The organism is Pararhodobacter oceanensis (assembly GCF_003076755.1).
Classification (GTDB): domain Bacteria; phylum Pseudomonadota; class Alphaproteobacteria; order Rhodobacterales; family Rhodobacteraceae; genus Pararhodobacter; species Pararhodobacter oceanensis.
This window is the reverse complement of sequence record NZ_QDKM01000005.1, coordinates 142,242-166,994: the sequence shown is the minus strand read 5'-3', so window position 1 is coordinate 166,994 and position 24,753 is coordinate 142,242. Positions and strand designations below refer to the sequence as shown.

The window sequence follows — 24,753 nt, the reverse complement described above, 5'->3', positions numbered from 1 at the left end:
ATCAGCGGCGCATGCGTCGTCCGTGCTTTGAAGCACACCGCGCAGTGGCGAGGGCAGTCGCGCCCACCCAGTCTCGGGCGCGTCCCTTAACGCCTCAGCGTCGCCTCAATCCCGCTGTTTCACCACCCGCTCGCGCCAGAGGGTGAACAGCCCCGCGCAAATCACGATCCCCGCGCCAATCGCCACATTATTGCGCAGCGTCTCGCTAAAGATGAACATCCCCAGCGCCGAGGCAAACACCAGCTGCGAATAGGCCAAGGGCTGGATCGCGCTCGCCTCGGCGAACTCATAGGCGCGGATCAACATATAGTGGCTGCCCGCCGCGGTCACACATAGGGCTGCCATCCAGCCCCAGTCGCTCTGGGTCATCGGCTGCCAGTAAAACACCCCGATCCCGGTGGTTACCAATGCGCCGATCACCCCCATCCAGAAAAAGCTCACCGCGCTGCTGTCATGCCGCGAGACATAGCGCGTCAGCAGCGAGTAGAGCGCGAACATCGCCGCCGCCAGCAGGGGGATCAACGCCTCGACCTGAAACACCCCGAAGCCGGGCTGCAGGATCACCAACACGCCGATAAAGCCGACGCCAATCGCCAACCAGCGCCGCCAGCCGACCTTTTCGCCCAAGACCGGCCCCGAAAGCGCTGCCACCATCAACGGGTAAACCGCAAACACCGCGTGGCTCTCGACCAGCCCCAGAATGGTGAAGGCCGCGACCATCACCAAGACCTCGACCGCGATCAGCACGCTGCGGAAGCCTTGGATCAGCGGGATTTTCGAACGCGCGGCTTTCATCACCCCGCCAGCGCTGCGCGAGGCCAAGGCGATGACAAACACCGCAAAGAACCAATAGCGCACCATGATCACCATGAAGACGTTGTATTCGCTGGCCATATAGCGCGACAGCGCGTCGGTCACCGCGAAAACAAACATCGCCGCCAGCATCAGCCAGACACCGGCTTTGGGGTTACTCTTGCTGCTCATTCGGGCATCCTGCCAATTGTCATATGTTTCTTGCGACCATAGCCCGCCGCGCGTGTGATCACAAATCCACCGGCCTCGAGCGCGCGCCTGACATGGCCCGCGGCGGTATAGGTGGCGACCGTGCCGCCTGCTGCGGTATGGCGCGCGACCTCTTGCATCAAATCCTCGCCCCATAACTCGGGATTGCGCGCGGGTGCGAACCCGTCGAGAAACCACGCATCCGCGCGCCCGTCCCATGCCGCCAAGGTCTCGCGCGCATCGCCGATATGGATACGCGCCTCAACGCCCTGCAGCGAAATCTCCCGCACTGGCCCCGTTGCATCCGCCCATTGCGCCACCAGAGCCTCGGTTTGCGGCAAGCCAAAGGGCGCCAGCGCGCGGGCCATATCCTCGGCGCGCATCGGATAGGCTTCAAAGGAGGTAAACCGCAAGATCCCTGCCCCCTCATACACTTGCGCCAAGGCCAGCAGGTTCAAACCGGTGCCGAACCCCAGCTCCGCCACCGCAAACCCGTCGCACATCCGCGCCGGCAAGCCGTTGCCCGCCAGAAACACATGCCGCACCTCGCCGAGACCGCCGGTGAAATAGGGGTCGTCGAAATCCGTGGCGACCGGGCAATCACTGTCGGTCCAGCTGAGCGAAGGGTGGTTCATCGGAGAAATGCACGTTAGGAACGCGCTGACCTTGGCGTGACACTCGGGGAATGGCAATGGCTGAAATCACCATCATCGGGGCCGGTATCTTTGGCCTGAGCGCCGCCTATGTGCTGGCGCAGCGCGGTGCCAAAGTGACAATTGTCGAGCGTGATCACATCGGCGCCGGCGCCTCGGGCGGGGTGGTCGGCGCGCTCGCCCCGCATGTGCCGGAACTGTGGAACACCAAGAAAGCCTTTCAACTCGAAAGCCTGCTGATGGCGCAGGGGTTCTGGGATCAGGTCGCGGCGTTCAGCGGCGTAAACCCCGGCTATGCCCGCCTTGGCCGCGTGCAACCGATCCCCGACACTGCCGCCTTGGACCGCGCCCATGAGCGGATCGCCGGGGCCGAGGAGCTTTGGCAAGGTCAGGCGACATGGCAGGTGCTACGCCTCAGTGACACGCCGGGGCTGAGTTTTGACAGCCCCACCGGCTGGGCGATCTATGACACGCTGACCGCCCGCCAAGCGCCCCGCGCCTCCGCCCATGCGCTGGCCACGGGCTTGCGCCGGATGAATGCGACGTTTCTGACCGGCGACCAACCGCCCGAGGGCGCGCAGAAGGTGCTCTGGGCCAGTGGCGTGCAGGGGCTTTTGGATCTCGGCGAGGCGATGGGCAAGATGATGGGCAATGGCGTCAAAGGCCAAGCCGCGCTCTTGGATGCCGATTACCGCAACGCGCCGCAACTGTTCATCGACGGGCTGCATATCGTGCCCCATGCCGATGGCACCACCGCCGTCGGCTCGACCTCGGAACGTTATTACAGCCACGCCAGCCACACCGATGAGCAGTTGGAAACCCTGATCGGTCGCGCCCGCGCCGCCTGTCCGAACCTCAAAGACGCCGTGGTGCTTGAGCGTTGGGCCAGCCTGCGTCCGCGCAGCCCGACCCGCGCGCCGATGCTGGGCGAATGGCCCGACAGACCGGGGCATTTCATCCTGAATGGCGGGTTCAAGATCGGCTACGGCATGGCGCCGAAACTCGCCCATCTCGCCGCCGATCTGCTGCTTGAAGGTGAGGCCGATATCCCCGAGGGCTTTCGCGTCACTGACAATCTGCCGCGCAAAAACGGCGGGCCGAAGAACTACACCTAGCCGCGCCGAGACGCCAAAACAAAAGGCCCCAACCACGCGGGTCAGGGCCTTTCATAACTTGTCAGCATCTCGCTCAGTGCAAGCGCGTTTCCACGGTCTCGATCGAGCTTTCGATCAATTTACCCGCGTCTTCGGCGCTCAGGTTCTTTGCGATCAGGGCGCCCGCCGCGGCAACCGCCACATTGATCGCCGTGTCGCGCACTTCGCGCACCGCCGAGGATTCAGCCGAGGCAATCTGGTCTTCGGCACCGCGCAAACGCCGTGCAATCGAGGCTTCCAGATCCACCCGCGCCTGCTGCGCCGCAACCTCGGCATCTGCCTTGGCTTTGGCGACAATACGCTCGGCCTGCTCTTTGACTTCGGCCTTTTTACGCTCGAAGGACGCCCGCAGCTCCTGCGCTTCTTCACGCAGTTTACGGGCTTCTTCCAGCTCGGCACGAATGGTCTCGGCGCGTTTGTCCAAGAGACCGGCCAAGAGACCGGGCACTTTGAAATAGACCAACACGCCGACGAACAGCAGGAACGACAGCAGCACAACAAAATCGGTGTTGCGCAGCGAGATTTCCCAGCCAGCCGCCATTGCCGGTGTGGCAATCAGCGCCGCGAGGGGGGCGATTAGACGGATCATGCGGCACCCCCTTTCAACTGGGCATTCACCGCAGCGGTCACCGAACGCGCATCGGCTTTGACGCCGAAGGAGTTGAGCAACTCTTTGGTGGTATCCTTGGCAACCGTGGTCACCGCCTCGGTCGCCGAAGCGCGGATTTCATCAATCCGTGCCGCGGATTCCGCTGTGCGAGCGGCGATTTCAGCGTCAGCCTTGGCGATCGCAACGTCGAGATCCTTTTGGATATCGGCCTTTGCGTCATTGATCACTTTGGCAGCCGCAGCGCGCGCGTCGTCGAGTGCCTGATGATAGGCGGCCTCGGCCTCGGCGGCTTGCTGTTTAAAGGTTTCCGCGGCGGCGATATCATTGGTGATCGTCCCGGTCCGTTCGGCCAGAACCGAACCGATACGGGGCAATGCCACGCGCGAAAGGATAAGATAGAGCACGACCAGCGCGACCACGAGCCAGAGGATCTGGTTCGGGAAGGTCGCGAAATCGAGTTGCGGCATGCCGCCCGAGCTGGCCGCATCTGCGGCATGTCCGGCGTCTGTCGCGTGCTCTGCGGTATGTTCAGCCATTGGGCGTCCTCCTGATGGACCGTAACCGTCGGGTGCACGCTGGCGCCCACCCGACCGTAAGGATCACGGAAAAGTCAGGATCAGACGGCGAACATCAGCAGCAGCGCCACGAGGAACGAGAAGATCCCCAGCGCTTCGGCAAACGCGATGCCAATGAACAGCGTCGCGGTCTGGCCAGCGGCAGCCGACGGGTTGCGCAGCGCACCCGACAGGAAGTTGCCGGCAACATTGCCCACACCAACAGCGGCTCCGCCCATGCCCATGCAGGCCAGACCAGCGCCGATGTATGCGCCCATTTGTACGATATCGCCTTCCATAGCAGTAGCTCCTTACGATTGGAAATTGGCTAGTTTGATGAACCCGAATTAGTGCGCAGGATGCAGGGCATCTTTCAGATACACACAGGTCAGGATGGTAAAGACATAGGCCTGGATAAAGGCCACGAGGATTTCGAGCCCGTACATCGCGGTGATGGCGATGATCGACAGCGGGGTGACCGCAATGCCGATGCCCGAGATCAGGATCAACGGCGCGAAAGCCGCGAAGACTTTGATCACCGCGTGACCGGCCATCATATTGCCGGCCAAACGAATGGAATGGCTGACCGGGCGCACGAAGTAGCTGATCACTTCGATCAGCGCCAGCACCGGCCGCAGCGCGAGGGGCGCCGAGGCGACCCAGAACAGGCCCAGAAACTTCATGCCGTGGATATAGAAACCGACAAAGGTCACGGTCAGGAACACCCCCATCGCCAGAATCGCCGTCACCGCGATATGCGAGGTCGGCGTAAACGCCTTGGGCAGCAAGCCAAGGAAGTTCGAGAACACGATGAAGATGAACAGGGTGAAGATATAGGGGAAGAACTTCAGCGCGTCGCGTCCCGCTACGTCTTCAACCATCTTGTGGATGAACCCATAGGCCAGCTCGGCGATCGACTGGATGCGGGTCGGCACAATCGCGCGGCCACGGGTGCCCATCACGAACAACAGCGCCGCCGCGATCACGGTGACCGCCAACCAAAGGGTCGAATTGGTGATGGTAAAGACCCCAACCGCACCGTCGCCGAACAACGGCTGAACGATGAATTGATCCATCGGGTGGAACGTTAGGCCTTCGCCATGCTCTTCCGCTGCCACGTCTAGTCCCCTTCGTCACGGGCGGATTGATCCGCCTCTGCCATGCTTCTGCGCTGGACGTCGACGGCGGTGCGCATCATCACGCGAATCCCGGCCGTCAGGCCCAGCAAGACAAACAACACCAGAAAAATCGGCATGGTGCCAAACAGCGTATCCAGGCCAAATCCGATGCCAAAGCCGATCAAAAGACCGGCCACAAGCTCTGTTACCATGCGCCAGGCGTGCTGCGCCATCTCATGGCTGTCTGCCTTTTTGGGCTCCGGCACTTGCGCCTTCTTCAGCTTCGCGAGCCTCTCGTCGAGCGCGCGCAGGCGCTCCAGATCGTGCGGATCACTCATTCTGATCGCCCTTTGGACAGTCGAGCGCAAACTAGGGCGCACCCCCCTCAGAGTCAAGCGCGGTGATTTGCACGTAAGCTATTGTAAATACTCATATTTCACTTATCGCATCGCGCCAAAATCCGCCGCCTGCACCGGTATTTTCTGCATCTGCACATTCAACCATCCGGTTGAATGTTCCCGCGCCTGCCGCCACAATGGCGCATGACCACGGATGCCAGCACCCAACTCGACACGATCTTCACCGCCCTCGCCGATCCGACGCGGCGGGCGATCCTCGCGATGTTGCTTGAGGATGATATGGCGGTCACCGATGTCGCCGAGCCCTTCCCCGCCTCCCTCGCCTCGATCTCGAAACACCTCGGCGTGCTGGCCAACGCGGGGCTGATTAGCCAGGAGAAACGCGGGCGGGTGAAATGGTGCAAACTCGAGCCCGACGCGATGCGCGACGCCTCGGTCTGGATGCAGGCCTTCGGCCAATTCGAGCCGGTCAACCTCGACGCCTTCGAGCGTTTCTTGGAGTCCGAGCTCGACACCAACGCATAACCCCCGCCCCCATCATCTGTCCAAAAATATCCCGGGGGTGCGCCCATCGGGCGAGGGGGCAGCGCCCCCTTCTTCCTAAGCCGCCACAACCCGCCTGCGCCTATACCCTAAGGGCCGCGCCCGACCCTGGGAGGACGCCGCACCCTCGCCACAACGCACGGCGCTCCAAAGCACGCATGCCGGCTGCGCTGCTCAAGCCATCGCCAAGGCGCCCTCCCATGGGGAGGGTCGGGCGCGGCCCGGCGGTGCCGCCAGACCAAACAGCCGAACCGATGCGCTCAAAGCCCTAATGGCCGCGCCGCACCCGAGGTGGTTTCAACACCCTCCTCGCACCGCGCCCAAGCCCTAAGGGCCGCGCCCGACCCTGGGTGGGCGCATAATCCGATTCCCGATGCGCGGTGCTTCAAAGCACGAGCGCCAGTCGAGCCCCAAACAACATCGCCAAGGCGCCCGCCCGGGGGGAGGGTCGGGCGCGGCCCGTGGTGCCCACGGGCGAAACAGGGGCCCCAACCAACCCCAACCGCTGCTTAGAGACCTAGGCGCCAATCACGCACGCGCGCCCCGTAGGGTGTGTGCTCTGCACGCACCGTCAGCGCACCGCCAGCACCACCCCCTACCGCCGCATCCGCTCCAGCAGCGCGAAGGACACATAGCCATCCGGCGCCAACCCCTGCGCCGCCTGCCAGTCGCGCACCGCCGCCAATGTCCCCGAGCCGACCCGCCCGTCGATATTGCCGTCGTAATGCCCCGCCCGCTGCAACACCCGCTGCAACTCCTCCCGCTCGGCGCGGCTCAATGGCCGGTCATCGCGCGGCCAATCGCCGACAAACCCGCCGCCGCCACGCAGCCGGTCGGCCAGATGCCCGATGCCGATCGCATAGGCATCGGCGTTGTTATAGCGCTTGATCACGTGGAAATTGCGAAACGCCAAGATCGCCGGCCCCTCGGAGCCCGCCGGAAACAGCAGCGTCGCCTCGCCCGAGCGCGGCAGTTCCAGCCCCGCCTGTGGCCTCACCCCCAGTTCCACCCAATCGCCCACATCCCGCGCGGTATTGGCCAGCCGCGGATTAAACCGCGCCGGTATCTGCACCTCGACACCCCATGGCTGCCCGCGCTGCCAGCCATGACGCGCCAGATATGCGGCGGTCGAGGCCAGCGAATCCGTCGGATCATCCGACCAGATATCACGGTGCCCGTCGCCGCGAAAATCCACCGCATAGGCCAGATAGCTGGTCGGAATGAACTGCGTGTGGCCCATGGCACCAGCCCATGACCCCACCAGATGCCGCCTATCCACATCCCCCGCCTGCAGGATCTGCAGAGCACCGATCAACTGCTGCTCATAGAACTCGGCGCGGCGGCTGTGGATCGCCAAAGTGGTCAAGGAGGGGATCAATTGCGAGGTGCCGCGCAGCGCACCATAGGAGCTCTCCAGCCCCCAAATCGCGATCACCACCTCGCGGTCAACGTCATAACGCGCCTCGATCTCGTCCAGCACCGCGCGGTGTTCGCGCAGCATCGCGCGCCCGCCCCGCACCCGTGCGCTGGACACTGCGCTATCCAGATAGGCCCAGATCGGACGGGTGAACTCGGGCTGGCCGGATTCGCGGCGCAGGATCTCGCGGTTGATCTCGACACCGGCAAAGGCGGCGTCAAACACAGAGCCGCGAATGCCCTGCGCCAGCGCCCGCCCGCGAAACCCCGCCAGCCATGCCGCCAGTTGCGCATCACGCGAGACGCCCAAACCGTCAGGCCGCAGACGCGGCAGGGCGGAGCGGGCGGGCGCAATTCCGGCCAAAGGCGCACGGTCCGGCGACGCGCCACCATGGCTTACCTGCGCCGCCACGGGTGCAGCGCTGTCAGGGCGGGGCATCGGGTATAGGGACCGTTCCACCGAGGCGTGGCCGTCAACCGCCAGAAAAGACGCGGCAAACAGGCCGATAAATCCGGCACGCAGTGTCATCAGGGCTGCTCTCTCTTGTTTTGCCGCAGATTACCGCATTTGGCGGCGCCAAGAAAGCCGCTCAACCGGCCCTAAGCGGAACTACGCAATCACAGATCCGCAGCTGCACACGGGTGCCGATCTGGTATTGCGCGCCGGGGCCGGAAATCACGATCATGCAATCATCGCCCTCCTGCACCCAGTAAATCTGGTCATGGCCGCGAAATTCGCGCCCGATGATCGTCGCCGAACCCAAGGGATCGGGCTCCAGCATGATCTGCTCGGGGCGCACCGCCAGATCGACGGCACCATTGGCCGCGCGCGACATCGGCAGATCGCCAAAGGCGGTGCGCACGCTCATCCCGTTGGCGGTGCCGCGCAGGATATTCGAGCGGCCGATGAAATTGGCGACAAATTCGCTGACCGGATTGGAATAAATCTCGTCCGGCGTGCCAAATTGCACCACGCGGCCCTTGTCCATCACCGCGATCCGGTCGGCCAAGGCCAGCGCCTCCTCTTGGTCATGGGTGACCAGAATCCCTGCCGAGCCGGTGGATTTCAACAGTTTGCGCACCTCTTGCCGCGTCTCCACCCGCATTTTGGCATCGAGATTCGAGAACGGCTCATCGAGCAGGATCAACTGCGGCGAGACCGCCAGCGCCCGCGCCAAAGCCACCCGCTGTTGCTGTCCGCCCGACAACTGGTGCGGGCGCCGTTTGCCCAGCTCTTCCAGCCCGACCAGCGCCAACATCTCCTCGGCCCGCGCCTTCGCCGCCGCGCGGGTCAGCTTGCGCAGCCCGAATTTGACATTATCCAGCACGCTCAGATGCGGAAACAGCGCGTAATCCTGAAACACAAAGCCGATGCCGCGCGCTTCCGGCGTCAGATGGGTGATATCCTGCCCGTTGAACAGCACCCGCCCCTCGTCCGGCACCTCAAAGCCGCCGATCATCCGCAGCGTCGTGGTCTTGCCGCAGCCCGAGGGCCCCAAAAGCGCCAGCAACTCGCCCTCGCCCAGAGCCAGCGACACCCGCTCAACCGCGGCGCTATCGGCATGGGCAAAGGTCTTGCGCAGCCGCTCGACCTCCAACAGCGGTTTCGCGGGCCGCTGCTGGAACCCCATCACCGAAGCCTCGGCGGGCATGCGAAATCTCAGGGCTTTGGGCAGTTCATTCATAGGTCACTCCGACCCTAATATACGTGGCTGCGCGGGTAATTCCAACCATTGCACTTGGTTATGATCGGCGCGCGGGGATGTCAATTTGCTTTGCCCCGCAGCAGATCAGCACCGGCCCCGCACAGACCCGCCGCAGACCCTGACCAGATGGTCAGACAGGGGGATTGCAAGGCCGCCACGCAATGCGCATACTCGCCGCTTGATCCCCAGCTTATGGACCGATGATGCACGCCCGAAACCCCGGAACGCCCCTGACCGTTGACTGGTTCGACCGTGTGCAGGTGAATCGCCCCGCCACCGAACGCCGCGCCAACACGTTGACCACGCGGCGCAGCGTCAAAAAGCAGTTTCAGGCGGCGTGGCTGGTCAATGCGATCACCTGCACCGATCTGACCACGCTGGCCGGCGATGACACCGACGCCCGCGTCGAGCGGCTCTGCGCCAAGGCCCGCCGTCCGCTGGCCGATCATATCGTCGAGGGGCTCGGCCTGCCCGATATGCCCAAAACCGGCGCGGTCTGCGTCTATCCGACGATGGTTGCCACCGCCAAACACGCGCTGTCGAACTCGGGCATTCCCGTGGCCTCGGTCGCCACCGGCTTTCCCGCCGGTCTGATGCCCCTCGATATGCGGCTTGCCGAGATCCGCTATGCCGTCGATCAAGGCGCCGATGAGATCGACATCGTGATCACCCGCGCGCATGTGTTCAACGCCAATTGGACCGCGCTTTACGACGAGATCGCGGCAATGCGCGAGGCCTGCGGCGCGGCCCATATGAAAGCGATCCTTGCCACCGGTGAGTTAACCACGCTGTCGAATGTCTACGCCGCCTCCATGGTGGCGATGCAGGCGGGCGCGGATTTCATCAAAACATCGACCGGTAAAGAACCGGTGAACGCGACCCTGCCGGTGTCCTTGACCATGGTCCGCGCCCTGCGCGATTACGGCGACCGCACCGGCTATAAGATCGGCTTCAAACCGGCTGGCGGGATCAAGACCGCCAAGGACGCCATCGCCTGGCAAATCCTGATGAAAGAAGAGCTTGGCCGCGATTGGCTGCGCGGCGATCTGTTCCGCTTTGGCGCCTCGTCGATGCTGGGTGATATCGAACGCCAGCTCGAACATTACGTCACCGGACGCTACGCCGCCTCGCACCGCCACGCCATCGCCTGACCCCAATTTCGAGCAAATCGAGGACGCCATGCCCACCGTTACCGAGGCCCTGAACACTATGGATTACGGTCCCGCCCCCGAATCGACCGGCCACGCGATGGACTGGCTGAAATCCCGCGGATTTGGCCATTTCATTAATGGTAAATTCATCTCCGGCAGCGAGACTTTCGCCAGCATCAACCCCGCCACTGGCGAGGAACTGGCGCAAGTCGCGCAGGGCACGGCGGCGGATATCGACACGGCGGTGAAAGCCGCGCGCAAGGCCGCCAGCGGCTGGGCGGCGCTGTCCGGCCACCAGCGCGCGCGCCATCTCTATGCTCTGGCGCGGCTGATGCAAAAACGCGAGCGGCTGTTTGCGGTGCTGGAGACGCTGGATAACGGCAAACCGATCCGCGAGAGCCGCGATATCGATGTGCCCTTGGCGGTGCGCCATTTTTACCATCACGCGGGCTGGGCCGAACTGGCCGAGGTCGAATTCCCCGACCACCGCCCCCACGGCGTCTGCGGCCAGATCATCCCGTGGAACTTTCCGCTCCTGATGCTGTCGTGGAAGATCGCCCCCGCGCTGGCGGCGGGCAACACCGTTGTTCTGAAACCCGCCGAGCAAACGCCGCTGACCGCGCTGTTGTTCGCCGAACTCTGCATCGAGGCCGGTCTGCCCAAGGGCGTGGTCAATATCGTCACCGGCGATGGCACCGCCGGTGCTGCGCTGGTCGAGCACGCGGGCGTCGATAAAATCGCCTTCACCGGCTCGACCGAAGTGGGCCGCAAAATCCGCCACGCCACCGCCGGCACCGAGAAGGCGTTAACCTTGGAACTGGGCGGGAAATCCCCGTTTATCGTCTTTGCCGAGGCCGATCTTGACGCCGCAATCGAGGGCGTCGTCGATGCGATCTGGTTCAATCAGGGCGAGGTCTGCTGTGCGGGCTCACGCATTCTGGTGCAGGAGTCCGTTTCTGAACAGTTCACCAACCGGTTGAAAGCGCGGATGAAAACCCTGCGCGTGGGCGATCCCTTGGACAAATCCACCGATATCGGCGCAGTGGTTGACCAGATCCAACGCCAGCGTATTTGTTCCATAGTCGATGACGCGGTCGCCCAAGGCGCGGTGCTGCATCAGGCCCCGGCCTATGAAGGCAAGGGCAGTTTTGTCTCCCCCGGTCTGCTCACCGGTCTTGGCGCGGCGAATATCGCCAATTCCGAAGAAATCTTTGGCCCGATTGTCACCCTGATGACCTTCCGCACGCCGAATGAGGCGGTGGAACTGGCCAATAACACCCGCTACGGGCTCGCCGCCTCGATCTGGACCGAGAATATCACCACCGCGCTGGACATCGCCGCGCAGGTCAAGGCGGGGATCGTCTGGGTCAACGGCACCAATATGTTCGACGCCAACGCCCCCTTTGGCGGCATGCGCGAATCCGGTTTTGGCCGCGAAGGCGCGCGCGAGGGCATGTTGGCCTATCTCGCCCCCGCCGCCCCCAAGGGTGCCGCGCGCAAAGCTGTTGATGCGCCCTCGGCCCTGCCCGAGGCTGGCAGCGGCGACGCCATCGACCGCACCCGCAAGCTCTATATCGGCGGCGCCCAGAAACGCGCCGACAGCGGCTATTCCTACGCCGTCGCCGGAGCGCAGGTGCCTTTGGGCAACCGCAAGGACATCCGCAACGCCGTGGAAGCCGCGGACAAAGCTGGCAAATGGTCCGGTGTCACCGGCCATAACCGCGCGCAGGTGCTGTATTTCCTCGCCGAGAACCTCAACGCCCGCGCCGCCGAATTCGCCAAACAAGTGGGCGAGGCCGAGACGCAGGCAGCGATTGCCCGCGCCTTCTACTGGGCGGCTTGGGCGGATAAATTCGATGGCCGCGTGCATTCGACGCAAAGCGCCCATGTGACCTTGGCGATGAAGGAACCTTTCGGCGTGATGGGGGTGATCTGCCCTGAGGAAGCGCCGCTTTTGGGCTTTGTCTCCACCATCCTGCCCGCCATCGCCATGGGCAACCGCGTGATCGCCGTGCCCTCGCAGGCCAACCCGCTGCCCGCGCTGGACCTCTACCAAGTGCTCGACACCTCGGATGTGCCGGGCGGTGTGGTCAATATCATCACCGGCCCGCGCGCTGAACTGGCCGAGACTTTGGCCAAACACGACGGGGTCGCCGCGCTCTGGGCCTTTGCCGATCCGGCAATTTGCGAATCCGCCAAGGCGCAGTCCGCCGGAAATCTCAAACCCGTCTGGGCCGAAAGCCAAGAGCGCGACTGGCAGGGCGCCGAGGGGCAATCCCAAGACTTCCTGCACCACGCCGTGCAGATCAAAACCATCTGGGTGCCCTACGGCGCCTGAGGGTTTTCACAGCGAAAAACAATAAAGGCCCGGTAGATTTACCGGGCCTTTATCATGAATATTTCGCTAACGCTGCAAGCCAAGCCGTTGAATTTGCACGACCCGCCACTGTCCCACGCGCGGGACAGCGGCGCGGCGCAAATCTTAGCTCAAGGTCCGCTCGACGGTCTCACGCTCGAAGATTTCGATCACGTCACCCTTGCGGATATCGTTGTAATTCTCGAACGCCATACCGCATTCCTGACCCGAGATGACTTCTTTCACCTCGTCCTTGAAGCGTTTCAGCGTCTTCAGCGTGCCCTCATGGATCACCACGTTATCCCGCAGCAGGCGCACCCCTGCCGAACGACGCGCGACCCCTTCGGTGACCAGACAACCGGCAACCTTGCCAACGTTCGAGACGTTGAACACGTCGCGGATTTCTGCGTAGCCGATGAAATGCTCGCGCACCTCATCCGACAGCAGACCCGAGGCCGCGGCTTTGATGTCGTCGATCAGGTCGTAGATGATCGAGTAGTAGCGGATCTCGACGCCCTTTTGCTGCGCAGCCGCCCGTGCCGTCGCATTGGCCCGCACGTTGAACCCGATCACCGGCGTGCTCGAGGCTTCGGCCAGACCGATGTCCGAATCCGTGATCGCGCCGACGCCGTAATGCAGAACCCGCACCCGAACCTCGTCGTTGCCGACCTTCTCGAGCGCCTGCACGATTGCCTCGGCAGACCCCTGCACGTCGGCTTTCACCAACACCGGCAGTTCCGCGACGGTCTGGTCAGCCTTGGCTTTCGCCATCATCTGCTCCAGCGTCGTCGCAGCACCGGCCGCCGCGCGTTTGTCCTTGGCCGCCGACTCGCGGTAGGCCGCGATCTCGCGGGCCTGCGCTTCGGTTTCGACCACGTTCAACACATCGCCCGCTTCCGGCGTGCCGTTGAGACCCAGAACCTCGACCGGAACCGAGGGACCGGCTTCGTCGACGCGCTCACCCTGATCGTTGATCAAGGCGCGGACCTTACCGAACTGCTCACCGACGACAAAGATATCGCCTTTGCGCAGCGTGCCGTGCTGGACCAGAACCGTCGCCACCGGACCGCGGCCCACGTCAAGCTTGGCTTCGATCACCGCGCCCTGTGCGGCACGGTTCGGGTTGGCCACGAGTTCGAGGATCTCGGCCTGCAGCGCCACCGCTTCGAGCAGTTGATCAAGCCCGTCGCCCTTGAGCGCCGAAACCTCCACATCCTGCACGTCGCCGCCCATCGCCTCGACCACAACATCATGCTGCAGCAATTCGGTGCGCACGCGGTTGGGATCAGCGGCCGGACGGTCGCATTTGTTGATCGCCACGATCAGCGGCACATTCGCCGCTTTCGCATGGCTGATCGCCTCGACGGTCTGCGGCATCACCGAGTCGTCGGCGGCAACCACGAGGATCACGATATCGGTGACCTGAGCCCCGCGCGACCGCATCGAGGTAAAGGCCGCGTGACCCGGGGTGTCGAGGAAGCTGAGCACAGCCCCCGATTCCGTGGTCACCTGATAGGCGCCGATATGCTGGGTGATCCCGCCGGCTTCGCCCGAGACCACATTGGTCTTGCGGAAGGCATCCAACAGCGAGGTTTTGCCGTGGTCGACGTGGCCCATGATGGTGACGATCGGCGGGCGCGGACGCATGTCCTCGTCCTTGTCCTCGACGGTGTCGATGACCTGCTCAACGTCCGAATCCGAAACCCGCACGGTCTTGTGGCCGAATTCCTCGATCACCAGTTCGGCGGTATCGGCGTCGATGGCTTCGTTCATCGAAACCATCATGCCCATTTTCATCAGCGATTTGACCACATCGGCAGCACGCTCGGCCATACGGTTGGCGAGTTCCTGCACGACGATGGTTTCCGGCAGCTGCACGTCGCGCACCTGCTTTTCCTGCTTCTGGCCGAGACCCAGCGCCTTGGCGCGGGCTTTTTCCTGCTTGCGCTTCATCGCCGCCATCGAGCGCTGGCGTCCGCCGCCTTCACCGCTCAGCGCGGCGTTCAGCGTCAGCTTGCCCGAGCGACGGCCACCGCCATCGTTGCGGCCTTTGCCACGGCTGTTGCGATCATCGCGTTCGCGGTCGGTCTTGCGCGGGGTCGGTGCAGCGCCACCACGGACCGGGCCACGGTCGGCGCGTTCGGCCGGTTTCTCGGGCGCGGGCTGGGCGGCAACCGCCTCGGCAGCTTTTTCGGCTTTCGCAGCCTGTGCAGCCTCGGCGGCTTTGCGGGCCTCTTCTTCTTCACGGGCCTTGCGGGCCTCCTCGCGCTCACGCTCTTCGCGCTCGCGGTCCTCGATTTCCTGGCGCCGGCGCTCGCGTTCTTCTTCGCGGGCCTTTTCTTCGGCGACACGGGCCGCTGCATCCTCGGCTTCACGCGCTTTCGCAGCGCGCACAGCCGCGAGGCGGCGCTCGAGTTCAGCCTCGGAAATGCCTTGAGGCCGGCGCGCAGCAGAGGCACCGACCGCGTTTTTCTTGGCCGCGTTATCTAGGGAAGGCGCCGTAACACCCGGTTTGGGCACGACGACGCGCTTGCGCTTGGTTTCCACAACCACTGCCTTTGTGCGGCCATGGCTGAAGCTCTGCTTCACTTGACCGGGGGTCCCGCGAAGCCCAAGGGGTTTTTTGCCGTCAGTATCGCTCATGCGTCTCGTCAATCCTCTCCGGCGGACACGCCGCCGTCACGCCCGCGCATTCGCGCCAGCTTCGCCGCTTCCTCTACTACACGCGTGCACAGACCGCCAGCGGCAAGCGCGGCATGTATCACATGTTCCCGACCGAATGCCAAACCCAATTCACCTGCGTCAAGGCAGGTGATATGGGTTTGTGCGCCGTCAGGGGGGCGCAGTTTGGTCTTGCCCCGCTCAGAGCCGTCAAAAGCCTGAACGAGTATTCTTGCATCTTCGTTACGCAACCAGTCGCGGGTCTTTTCATACCCCGCAACCGCCTGCCCGGCCTTGCGCGCCAGCGACAGCGAATCAATCACCCGACGGGTCAGCAGATCATGAACCTGATCCGCCAGATCGTCGGGCGCTGTCACCTGCGCCTTGGCCGCGCGCGAGAACAAGCGGCGTTTGACCGCTTGGTCTATCGCGGCACGGTCCGCCGCCACATACATCCCGCGTCCCGGCAATTTACCCGAGACATCGGGAACCACGCTGGCGTCCGGCCCGACCACGAAGCGGATCAAGCCGCCGCGCGGTTGCGACTCGCCCGTGGCAATACAGCGCCGTTCGGGTTCGTCTTGGTCTTTGGTCCGGCCGCCACGCGTCATGCGCTCGCCTCCGGCCTTAACCGATGTCTTCTTCGCCGTCTTCGGCGAGAAGCTCTTCGGTGTCTTCGTCTTCGTCGTCGCTCTCCAGTTCTGCCGGATCGACCCAGCCCAGCTGGATACGCGCCGTCATGATCAGCGTCTGCGCCTCTTCGAGGCTCATCTCGAAGGGTTCGAGCAGACCGTCATCCTTGATCCGCTGCCCGTCGACATTGGTCCAGCCGCCAGCCAGTTCCCAATCGGCGCAGGTGGCGAAATCTTCCAGCGTCTTGATGCCGTCCTTGGCCAAGACTTCGATCATCTGCGGGGTCAGCCCGTCAAAGGTGATCAGACTGTCCTCGACACCCAGAGCCCGAGCCGCATCCAGCGCGGCGGTGTTGATCGCTTCCAACTTGTCGCGGGCGCGGGCCTGAAGTTCGGTCGCGGTGTCGTCGTCAAACCCGTCGATCGACAGCAATTCGTCGATTTCGACATAGGCGACCTCTTCCAGCGTCGCGAACCCCTCTGCCACCAATAGCTGGGCCATCATCTCGTCGATATCAAGGGCCTCCATGAACAAAGCCGTGCGTTCGGCGAATTCTGCCTGACGCCGGGCCGATTCATCGGATTCCGTCATGATGTCGATATCGAGACCGGTCAGCTGGCTGGCCAGACGCACGTTCTGGCCACGGCGGCCAATGGCGAGCGACAGTTGCTCGTCGGGCACCACCACCTCGATGCGTGCGGCGTCTTCGTCGATCACAACCTTGCTGACCTCGGCGGGCTGCAGCGCGTTGACGAGGAAGGTCGCCTGATCCTCATTCCACGGAATGATGTCGATCTTCTCGCCCTGCAACTCGTTGACCACGGCCTGCACACGGCTGCCGCGCATACCGACACAGGCGCCGACCGGATCAATCGAGCCGTCATAGGAGATCACTGCGATCTTGGCACGCGAACCCGGATCACGGGCGACGGCTTTGATGTCGATGATCCCGTCGTAAATCTCGGGCACTTCCATCTTGAACAGCGCGGCCATGAACTCGGGCGCGGTGCGCGACAGGAACACCTGCGGACCACGGGCCTCGCGGCGCACATCCTTGATGAAGCAGCGGATGCGGTCGTTGGGGCGGTAAGTCTCGCGGCCGATCTTCTCGTTGCGGCGCAGGATACCCTCGCCACGGCCGATATCGACGATGATATTGCCGTATTCCTCACGCTTGACGACACCGTTGATGATCGTCTGCGCGCGGTCTTTGAATTCTTCATACTGGCGATCACGCTCGGCTTCGCGGACCTTTTGCAAGATCACCTGTTTCGCCGATTGCGCGGCGATCCGGCCCAGTTCAACCGGCGGCACTTCTTCGCGGATCTCGTCACCGATTTCCGGCGCTTCCAGATAGGGTTTGGCCTGCTCGACGGTCAGTTCAGCGTGGTAGTTTTCCAGCAGCTCCTCATCGACCACAGTGCGCACACGGGTAAAGGTGGCGCGGCCGGTCTTGCGGTCGATATGCACGCGGATGTCCATATCGGCGCCGTAACGCGACTTTGCCGCCCGCGCGAGGCTGTCTTCCATCGCCTGCACGACCAGTTCGGGGTCGATCAGTTTTTCACGGGCGACCGCTTCTGCGGTTTGCAGCAGTTCCAGCTGATTGGCACTGGTGATGGCCATAGATCACTCCTCCTCGGAAGCGGTGTCGGTTTCGATATCGTCAAAGTCCGATTCATTGACATCGCCGGTGCTTTTGCGGCTGCGCAAGGTCTCGGCAATCAACTCGTCTGTCAGGATCAGCTTGGCATCCGACAGCCAGTCGAATTGCAGGCCAATGGTCACCGGCGTGCCGTGATCTTCGATCTCGATCAGCACTTCGTTACCCTCGACACCCTGCAGCGCACCCTTAAAGCGGCGGCGGCCGTCGATCAGTTCTTCGGTCTCGATCCGTGCCTCATAGCCCGACCAATCCTCGAAATCCTTGAGCCGTGTCAGCGGGCGGTCGATGCCGGGGCTCGACACTTCCAGCACATAGGCGTCTTCCAAGGGATCATCGACATCGAGCACCGCCGAAACCATCGTGGTGATCGTGCCCAGATCGTCAATCTCGATGCCGCCGCCGGCGCGGTCGGCCATGATCTGCAGGGTGCGGGTCTTGCCGGCCATCAGCCGCAAGCGCACCAGTTCAAAGCCCTCGGCCTCGACCGCAGGGCGCACAATCGCTGCCAACCGCCGGTCAATGGCGGTGCGGGCAACCAGATCATTGGGTTCTGCACTCTCGCTCATCGCGATCTCCAGAAGTGATACCACAGGCCCGAGGGTCAAAAACCTTGGGGCCAAAAACAAAAAAACGGGCCAAGCGGCCCGTGCAAGCGTCCGGTGGCGCCGTCGAGTTTGGACCTCGCAGCCGCCGCTGTTGAAGGCGATATACGCCCCGCGCGCGCAAACTTCAAGCGATACTTCACGAGGTCACTCACGGGCGCGGTGTTTCTGCGCAATTTCACCCGCGGCGCAGGCTGAGTGCCACCGCTGGCGGGCGTCAGATCAACTGCGACGCGCACGGTCGCGCAGCCCGTCCATCACCCGCACCAATTCGGCGGTGATCCCCGGTTCCGACAGCGCATGCCCCGCCATCGGCACCATCCGCAGCGTGTTGCTGGCCCATTTGCGGTGTAGGTTCCAGGCGGTGACCGGCGGGCAGATCATATCGTATTGCCCCTGCACGATCACCCCCTGCACGTCTTTCATCCGCCAGAGGTTCGCCATCAACTGCCCGTCCTCTTCAAAGAAGCAATTGTTAATGAAATAATGGTTTTCCAGCCGCGCAAAGGCCCGCGCGTAATCCACCGGCGTGTCGAATTGCCCGCGGGTTTCCACCGTTGCCAGCGCGTTCTCCCAATTCGACCAGAGTTTGGCAAACCGCGCCTCTTCGGCGAAAACATCCGAGAACAGCCGCCGGTGATAGGCGCCGATCAGATCATTGCGCTCGGCTTCGGGGATCGGATCGACAAACCGCGCCCAGAACTCGGGATAAAACCGCCCCGCGCCGCCGCCATAGAACCACTCAAGCTCGCTTTGGGTGCCCATAAACACCCCGCGCAACACCAGATAGGCGACGCGCTCAGGATAGGCTTGGGTATAGGCCAGCGCCAGAGTCGCGCCCCAACTGCCGCCGAAACAGAGCCAGCGCTCGATGCCGAGGGTCTCGCGAATCAGTTCGATGTCATTGATCAGATGCTGGGTGGTATTGCCCTCGACACTGGCATGGGGCTTGGAGCGCCCGCAGCCGCGCTGGTCAAACAGGATCACGCGGTAATAGGCGGGGTCGAAAAACCGCCGCATCATCGGGCTGGAGCCACCGCCCGGCCCGCCATGCAACACCACCACCGGCACGCCCTGGGGGTTGCCGCATTGCTCGACATAGAGGCTGTGGCCGTCGCCGACCTCCAACATCCGCCGGTCAAAGGGCTCGGTGGCGGGGTAAAGATACGCGGTTGCGCGCTTTTGCTCGTGGGACTTATCCATATCTCGGTCTATATAACGGGCCGTGCCACCTATACGATGGGATCGCGGCACAAAACGCAAGCCGGAGAGCGCAGAATGACCACCACCACCATCGACCCCGCCGAAGTTGCCAAATTCGAGGCCATGGCCGCGGAATGGTGGGACCCGCATGGCAAGTTCAAACCGCTGCATATGCTCAACCCTTGTCGGCTGGATTATATCACCGCGCAGATTGCCGCCGAGTTTGGCCGCGACCTCAGCGAACCCCTGCCGTTCAAAGGGTTGCGGCTGTTGGATATCGGTTGCGGTGGCGGGCTGCTGGCGGAACCGATGGCGCGGCTGGGGGCCGAGGTTATGGGCGCGGATGCGGCGGCGGGGAATATTCCGGTGGCGCAGTTGCATGCGCAGCAATCGGGGTTGCAGATTGATTATCGCCACACCAGTGCCGAGGATCTGGCCGCTGCTGGTGAGCAATTCGACGTGGTGCTGAATATGGAGGTGGTCGAGCATGTCGCCGATCCCTTGGCCTTTCTGAGCGCCTGCCATGATCTGTTGCGGGCGGGCGGGCTGATGGTCTGTTCGACGATCAACCGCAATCCGAAGAGCTTTGCCATGGCGATTGTCGGCGCGGAACTGGTGATGCGCTGGCTGCCGCGCGGGACCCATGACTGGGCGAAATTCATCACGCCGGATGAATTATACGAGCTGCTGCGCAACGCGGGGCTGGAGCCGGTGGACCGCAAGGGCATGGTGTTCAACCCGCTGGGCTGGAGCTGGTCGCTCTCCGCACGGGATCTCTCGGTGAATTACGTAACGACATCGGTAAAGCGCTGAGCCCAAACCCTGTTTCGCCCGTGGGCACCACGGGCCGCGCCCGACCCTCCCCCCGGGAGGGCGCACTGGCGATGGCATTCACCGCTCGAGCTTCGTCAATGCTTTGAAGTGCCGCGCTTTGTGGTGAGGTTGCGCGCGCCCACCCAGGGTCGGGCGCGTCCCTTAACGCTTAGAGCCCCTCCGCGTCGATCTCTTTGATCAACGCATGATGACGGGCGATGAAATCCGCGCGCACCTGCACCGGCGGGCGCGGGTGGATGGTCAGGCTATTCGCGAACACCGGCGGTTTGCCGAAAATCGCATTCGCCTCGGTCGCGGTGAAACCGGCGATCTGCGTGGCCTCGAGCCAGGCGCTGATTGTATCGGCGCGCTTGATTCGTGCCTTGATCACCTTCGGCAGCGCGGCGGGCAGGCCAAACCGGATGTGGATCGCGCTGGTCAGCCGCTGGTCCAAAGCCTCGTAATCCGGCCCGACCGCGGCTTTGACCGGCGAGATCATATCGCCGATCACATATTCCGGCGCATCATGCAGCAGCGCCGCCAGCCGCCAGCGCGGCGAGGCGGCAGGGTCCGCGCGGGTAAACAGATCCTCGACCAATAGCGAATGTTCGGCCACCGAATAGGGCCAGTCGCCGGTGGTCTGCCCGTTCCAGCGCGCGACAAAGGCCAACCCGTGGGCGATATCCTCAAGCTCGATATCCACCGGCGTCGGGTCCAGCAGATCAAGCCGGCGGCCCGAAAGCATCCGTTGCCAAGCGCGCGGTTGTTTGCCTGAGGGTTTTCGGGGCTGTTTCATGCGGTCACCAAGGAAAAGCCAGCGTCAGAGAGCGCTGATACCCCGAAGCGACCATGGGGGTAAAGCCGCGTGACGGGCGTCACGCCGTAGTGCTCAGGCGCGAATGCCCACCGCTTACCGCTATGCCGCGGCGTCAGAATAGATCGCAATGACGTGAATTCGCCACTTGGTGGGGAAGACGTCATGCCACGCGGGCGGCGTTAGAACAGCAACAGCACCCAGAGGCCGACCAGACAGCCGCCGAGCAAAAACACCGTTAACACGCCCAGCCGGAACAGCGTTTGCAACAGCCGCGAGGGTGCCGAGAGGCCGGAGGCCTGCGCGTTACGGGCGGCGGCGGGGTCTGTCATAGGCTCGGAGCGCAGCGCCGGTTCGGGCGGGGTCAGCTCATCCTCATCGTCGATCCATGCGGCGGCGCTCAGGATTGACGGCTTGCCCTGCGCCCGCTCGGAACTGCCGCGCTGTGGCGCCATATCGGGGCGCATATCCGAACCATAAGCACTGCGCGGCGGCGGGGCGCTGCCCAGATCCTCCACCGAGGCCATCAATTTTTCGATATCCAGCGACAGCGTCTCGGACCCCTCAACCGCGGCCTCTGCCTGCGGGGACACGGGGTCACCAACCTCAGGCAGTTCCGCTGCGCGCGGCATGTCGGACACCTCCGCGCGCCTTGGCGGACCCTCGTCGACAAGCGGGTGGGTGGCAAAATATGCCGTCTCATCCAGTGCCGCAGGAGGCGGCGCCTTGGGCCCTGCTGCCGCCCGCTGGTCACGGCGCGACGAGCGCAGGTTCAGCCATTTGCCCATCAGCGAGGCGCGCCGCGGCGGTGGTTTCGGCGGTTGATTGGGGTTGCGTAACAGACCCACGCGCGCCTGCCGGTCAAGCCGGAGCTTGCGCCGCGACAGGGCAGCCGAGGGTGGGGGCGACGAGAGGGTTTGTGACACAGCGACCTTCCAATACAAGACACGGGCCCCTGCAGCATCGCATCAGGATGTTAACAAACGCTTTCGATCCGCAAACCGCCGCCATTTTCCCGCATTCCCGGCCCCGTAAACACAAACGGCCGGACCCGAAGGCCCGGCCGTATCCGTGATGCCGCCGCGCTCAGGAGGCGGGCGCGTCGCCTTGGCCCTGCTGCGCCTGACGGGCGGCAAGCTGCTGGCGATACATCTGCATGAAGTCGATCATATCGAGGTTCAGCGGCGGGAAGCCACCGTCGCGGGTCACATCCGAGATGATCCGGCGCGCGAAAGGGAACACAATGCGCGGGCATTCGATCAGCAAGAACGGATGCATCTGGTCCTCGGGCACACCGTCGATCAGGAAAATCGCGCCATACTCCAGCTCGACCAGATACAGCGTCGCGCCGGTCTCTTTGACCTTGGATTCGATGCGGTATTTGCTGATCACCTCAAAGTGATTGTCCGCACCCTCTTTCTTTTTCGCGTCGAGGCTGACCTGAACCTGAATGTCCGGCTGGCCGGCAGGGATTTTGCCGTCGCCACGCACCACGGCGTTTTCAAACGACAGATCGCGCACAAATTGCGCCAAAACCTGAAACTTTACCTGCGGCGCTGCGCCTGCAGCGGCGGGCTGCGCACCATTTTGCGGTGCTGCACCGTTGCCATTCTCGGCCATGAAACTCTCCTGATGTCAAAAACTGTTGGGGCGTTCTAGCAGGTGCTTTAAATGCGCTCAATGCCTGCGCGGAACAGCGACCCAACGATCATGGCCAGCTTACCACCGTGACGGTGATCGGGGCCTGCGTGGTTAAGCGGTCCTACTGTCGGGGCCAACTATCGGGGCCTACGCGGGTCATCAATCCGGCGGTCGGGTTCCAGAGGGTCGCGTGGGCCGTCGCGAACCTCGAAATCGCCCTCGATAATATCATCGCGCCGCGCATGGTGGCTGCTGTGCACAGTGGTGCGGGCGGCGACCGCGCGCATCAAGGCACGCTGCAGCGGCGGCACCAGCAGCAAAAGCCCCAGACTATCGGTCAGAAACCCCGGCAGGATCAGGAACAGACCGGCGAGCACCCGAAACGCGCCCTGCGCCAGAAACGCCCCCGGCTCGATCCGCAGCCCGCCCTGCATCAGCCCCAAGGCGCGTGCATGCTGGCCGCGCAGGATCGTCACCCCGACGGCGGCGCCCAGAACAATCAGTAACAGCGTGGTGAACACACCGATTTCAGACCCGATTGCGATAAACAGGGCAATCTCGATCAATGGCAGGGCAACAAAGAGTAATAGAACGGGCACGTGGGCGATTCCTCGGCGGTGACGTGGTAGACTTGCGGCGTCGTCCACCCTACATAAGCGATGAACGCTTAAAACCAAGCCCAGATTTCCCCGAGGACAACATGGACTCTGCCGTGATACAACTTCTCGTTTTGGCCGGCATCGCGGTCTTCCTGATTATGAAGCTCAGAAGCGCGCTTGGCACGCGGGACGGCTATGAACGCCCGCCCGAGCCGGTGATTGATCCGGCCACAGCCGCGCGGCAAGGGTTCGAGGTGATCGAGGGCGGCGAAGACCACGATATCACCGACCATGTGCCGGCCAATTCGGACTCGGCCAAAGCGCTGGCCGAGATCAAACGCGCCGAACCCTCGTTCAATGTCACCGAGTTTCTCGGCGGCGCGCGCGGTGCCTATGAGATGATCCTGATGGGCTTCGAGAACGGCGAGCTGGACGATCTGGTGCCGCTGCTGTCGCGCGATGTCTTCGAGAGCTTTGACGAGGTTGTGCAACTGCGCGAGCGCGAGGGGCTGAGCGTCGAGGCGCATTTCGTCGGGCTGCGCGAATTGGCGCTGAATAAGGCGCGATTCGACCCCGCCAGCAAAGAGGCCGAGATCACCGTGCGTTTCGTCGGCGAACTGACCTCGGTGGTGCGCAATGCCGAGGGCGAGGTGGTCGAGGGCGACGCCAATGCGATCAAGCAACAGCGCGACGTCTGGACCTTTGCCCGTGTCACCGGTTCGGACAACCCGAACTGGCGGCTGGTGGCCACCGGCGGCTGAGCGCGCCTGAGCCGCCGCTAGAACCGGTCGCACACAGGTCCCCAGCGCGGGCGTAGACGCAAGGAGGGAGCGCCAATGCCCCGTCGCTTGACCGACGACGACAAAGAGCTTTGGCAGCGGGTGGCGCGCAGCACCACCCCGCTGCAGCCAATGCCCTCGCCCAAGCCGGACCGGCGCAAAGCCCCGCTGCCGGACCCGCAGGCGCCGGAGCCCGCGGCGAGTTTCACCCCTGCATCTATGTCCCAGCAAATCCCCGCTGCGATGCCGCCGCGCTCGGCTAAACAAGTGGCGAAACAAGCCACCGCCCACCCCGCGCACCCGCGGATCAATCTGGATCTCGCCGAGCCGGTCGCACGGCAATTGGCCCGCGCGCCGGTGGCGATGGAGCGCAAGCTGCACAAGCACATGATGCGCGGCAAACTGCTGCCCGAGGCGCGGATTGACCTGCACGGGATGACCGTCGCGCAGGCGCATCAGGCGCTGATCGGCTTTATCCTCTCGTCACAGGCGCGCGGCTTGCGGCTGGTGCTGGTGATCACCGGCAAGGGCCGCAAGAAAGCGCCGGATTACGTGGCGCCGATGCCGGTGCGCGCCGGTGTGCTGAAGCATGAGGTGCCGCAATGGCTGCGCGCCGCGCCCTTGGGGCCGCTGGTGCAGGAATTGCGCGAATCACATCAAAAACACGGCGGCGCGGGCGCCTATTACGTCTATCTGCGCAAACGCCGCTAAGCTGAGTCG

The 24,753-nt window shown here is 63.6% G+C and carries 25 protein-coding genes; 7 read left to right on the top strand and 18 right to left on the bottom strand.

The features are described 5' to 3' along the window. Positions 1-105: 105 nt before the first annotated feature. Together DDE20_RS12625 and mnmC2 are read right to left on the bottom strand one after the other, a co-directional pair. A complete protein-coding gene (locus tag DDE20_RS12625; RefSeq protein ID WP_116558863.1) occupies positions 106-984 on the bottom strand; it encodes a DMT family transporter in 879 nt (292 codons plus the stop codon). Further along, entirely contained in the window at positions 981-1,637 is a 657-nt protein-coding gene (gene mnmC2 / locus DDE20_RS12620) for a tRNA (5-methylaminomethyl-2-thiouridine)(34)-methyltransferase MnmC2 (protein WP_116558862.1), read from the bottom strand. Before mnmC2 ends, DDE20_RS12625 begins: the two co-directional genes overlap by 4 nt. A 50-nt stretch (positions 1,638-1,687) precedes the next feature. On the opposite strand from mnmC2, the gene DDE20_RS12615 reads away from it, so the two are divergent. Beyond that, the gene (locus DDE20_RS12615) at positions 1,688-2,770 is read left to right on the top strand and encodes an NAD(P)/FAD-dependent oxidoreductase (protein WP_205961666.1); all 1,083 of its coding nucleotides are present in this window, start codon (positions 1,688-1,690) and stop codon (positions 2,768-2,770) included. 73 nt (positions 2,771-2,843) lie between these two features. Here the strand turns inward: DDE20_RS12615 and DDE20_RS12610 are convergent, their stop codons facing one another. The 5 genes from DDE20_RS12610 to DDE20_RS12590 form a co-directional block, all read right to left on the bottom strand. Then, positions 2,844-3,398 (bottom strand): F0F1 ATP synthase subunit B, encoded by a 555-nt coding sequence (locus DDE20_RS12610; RefSeq protein WP_116558861.1) that lies wholly within the window; start codon positions 3,396-3,398, stop codon positions 2,844-2,846. After that, the gene (locus DDE20_RS12605; RefSeq protein WP_116558860.1) at positions 3,395-3,955 is read right to left on the bottom strand and encodes a F0F1 ATP synthase subunit B'; all 561 of its coding nucleotides are present in this window, start codon (positions 3,953-3,955) and stop codon (positions 3,395-3,397) included. The genes DDE20_RS12610 and DDE20_RS12605 overlap by 4 nt, the downstream gene beginning before the upstream one ends. Before the next feature lie 80 nt (positions 3,956-4,035). Beyond that, the gene (locus DDE20_RS12600) at positions 4,036-4,272 is read right to left on the bottom strand and encodes a F0F1 ATP synthase subunit C (protein ID WP_009157477.1); all 237 of its coding nucleotides are present in this window, start codon (positions 4,270-4,272) and stop codon (positions 4,036-4,038) included. A gap of 48 nt (positions 4,273-4,320) precedes the next feature. Beyond that, positions 4,321-5,091, bottom strand: coding sequence for a F0F1 ATP synthase subunit A (locus tag DDE20_RS12595; protein ID WP_276308532.1), 771 nt, complete (start codon positions 5,089-5,091; stop codon positions 4,321-4,323). Between the two features lie 2 nt (positions 5,092-5,093). Beyond that, positions 5,094-5,429: an AtpZ/AtpI family protein gene (locus DDE20_RS12590; RefSeq protein WP_116558858.1), complete on the bottom strand. Its 336-nt coding sequence runs from the start codon at positions 5,427-5,429 to the stop codon at positions 5,094-5,096. A 204-nt stretch (positions 5,430-5,633) separates the two neighbouring features. Here DDE20_RS12590 and DDE20_RS12585 point away from each other — a divergent pair, with 204 nt between their 5' ends. Then, on the top strand, positions 5,634-5,975 hold the full coding sequence (locus DDE20_RS12585; RefSeq protein WP_116558857.1) for an ArsR/SmtB family transcription factor: 342 nt from the start codon (positions 5,634-5,636) through the stop codon (positions 5,973-5,975). 613 nt (positions 5,976-6,588) lie between these two features. Here DDE20_RS12585 and DDE20_RS12580 read toward each other — a convergent pair. Then, positions 6,589-7,938, bottom strand: a complete 1,350-nt coding sequence (locus tag DDE20_RS12580; protein WP_116558856.1) for a lytic murein transglycosylase — start codon at positions 7,936-7,938, stop codon at positions 6,589-6,591. 61 nt (positions 7,939-7,999) lie between these two features. Then, complete coding sequence (locus DDE20_RS12575; protein ID WP_205961665.1) at positions 8,000-9,094, bottom strand: ABC transporter ATP-binding protein; 1,095 nt, start codon at positions 9,092-9,094, stop codon at positions 8,000-8,002. 224 nt (positions 9,095-9,318) lie between these two features. Between DDE20_RS12575 and deoC the strand changes: the two genes are divergently transcribed. Continuing rightward, on the top strand, positions 9,319-10,266 hold the full coding sequence (gene deoC / locus DDE20_RS12570) for a deoxyribose-phosphate aldolase (RefSeq protein ID WP_205961669.1): 948 nt from the start codon (positions 9,319-9,321) through the stop codon (positions 10,264-10,266). Positions 10,267-10,294: 28 nt separating this feature from the next. Beyond that, positions 10,295-12,604: an aldehyde dehydrogenase family protein gene (locus tag DDE20_RS12565; RefSeq protein WP_116558854.1), complete on the top strand. Its 2,310-nt coding sequence runs from the start codon at positions 10,295-10,297 to the stop codon at positions 12,602-12,604. Between the two features lie 144 nt (positions 12,605-12,748). On the opposite strand, the gene infB is transcribed toward DDE20_RS12565, so the two are convergent. The 5 genes from infB to pip form a co-directional block, all read right to left on the bottom strand. Further along, entirely contained in the window at positions 12,749-15,265 is a 2,517-nt protein-coding gene (gene infB, locus DDE20_RS12560) for a translation initiation factor IF-2 (RefSeq protein WP_116558853.1), read from the bottom strand. A gap of 8 nt (positions 15,266-15,273) precedes the next feature. Then, a complete protein-coding gene (locus tag DDE20_RS12555) occupies positions 15,274-15,894 on the bottom strand; it encodes an RNA-binding protein (RefSeq protein WP_116558852.1) in 621 nt (206 codons plus the stop codon). A 16-nt stretch (positions 15,895-15,910) separates the two neighbouring features. Continuing rightward, a complete protein-coding gene (nusA, locus tag DDE20_RS12550) occupies positions 15,911-17,542 on the bottom strand; it encodes a transcription termination factor NusA (RefSeq protein WP_116558851.1) in 1,632 nt (543 codons plus the stop codon). Positions 17,543-17,545: 3 nt separating this feature from the next. Further along, positions 17,546-18,148: a ribosome maturation factor RimP gene (gene rimP / locus DDE20_RS12545; protein ID WP_116558850.1), complete on the bottom strand. Its 603-nt coding sequence runs from the start codon at positions 18,146-18,148 to the stop codon at positions 17,546-17,548. A gap of 258 nt (positions 18,149-18,406) precedes the next feature. Continuing rightward, positions 18,407-19,387: a prolyl aminopeptidase gene (pip, locus tag DDE20_RS12540; protein ID WP_116558849.1), complete on the bottom strand. Its 981-nt coding sequence runs from the start codon at positions 19,385-19,387 to the stop codon at positions 18,407-18,409. A gap of 75 nt (positions 19,388-19,462) precedes the next feature. Between pip and ubiG the strand changes: the two genes are divergently transcribed. Then, on the top strand, positions 19,463-20,200 hold the full coding sequence (gene ubiG / locus DDE20_RS12535; protein ID WP_116558848.1) for a bifunctional 2-polyprenyl-6-hydroxyphenol methylase/3-demethylubiquinol 3-O-methyltransferase UbiG: 738 nt from the start codon (positions 19,463-19,465) through the stop codon (positions 20,198-20,200). Between the two features lie 169 nt (positions 20,201-20,369). On the opposite strand, the gene DDE20_RS12530 is transcribed toward ubiG, so the two are convergent. The 4 genes from DDE20_RS12530 to DDE20_RS12515 form a co-directional block, all read right to left on the bottom strand. After that, positions 20,370-20,996, bottom strand: coding sequence for an HD domain-containing protein (locus DDE20_RS12530; protein ID WP_116558847.1), 627 nt, complete (start codon positions 20,994-20,996; stop codon positions 20,370-20,372). A gap of 200 nt (positions 20,997-21,196) precedes the next feature. Then, the gene (locus DDE20_RS12525) at positions 21,197-21,940 is read right to left on the bottom strand and encodes a hypothetical protein (protein WP_133240351.1); all 744 of its coding nucleotides are present in this window, start codon (positions 21,938-21,940) and stop codon (positions 21,197-21,199) included. A 160-nt stretch (positions 21,941-22,100) separates the two neighbouring features. After that, the gene (secB, locus tag DDE20_RS12520) at positions 22,101-22,634 is read right to left on the bottom strand and encodes a protein-export chaperone SecB (protein WP_116558845.1); all 534 of its coding nucleotides are present in this window, start codon (positions 22,632-22,634) and stop codon (positions 22,101-22,103) included. 158 nt (positions 22,635-22,792) lie between these two features. After that, on the bottom strand, positions 22,793-23,254 hold the full coding sequence (locus DDE20_RS12515; protein ID WP_165814513.1) for an FxsA family protein: 462 nt from the start codon (positions 23,252-23,254) through the stop codon (positions 22,793-22,795). 101 nt (positions 23,255-23,355) lie between these two features. Here DDE20_RS12515 and DDE20_RS12510 point away from each other — a divergent pair, with 101 nt between their 5' ends. Together DDE20_RS12510 and DDE20_RS12505 are read left to right on the top strand one after the other, a co-directional pair. Further along, positions 23,356-24,015 carry a Tim44/TimA family putative adaptor protein gene (locus DDE20_RS12510; RefSeq protein ID WP_116558843.1) on the top strand — a complete coding sequence of 220 codons (660 nt, stop codon included), beginning with the start codon at positions 23,356-23,358 and terminating at the stop codon, positions 24,013-24,015. 75 nt (positions 24,016-24,090) lie between these two features. After that, positions 24,091-24,744, top strand: coding sequence for a Smr/MutS family protein (locus DDE20_RS12505; protein ID WP_116558842.1), 654 nt, complete (start codon positions 24,091-24,093; stop codon positions 24,742-24,744). The last annotated feature ends 9 nt before the right edge of the window (positions 24,745-24,753 follow it).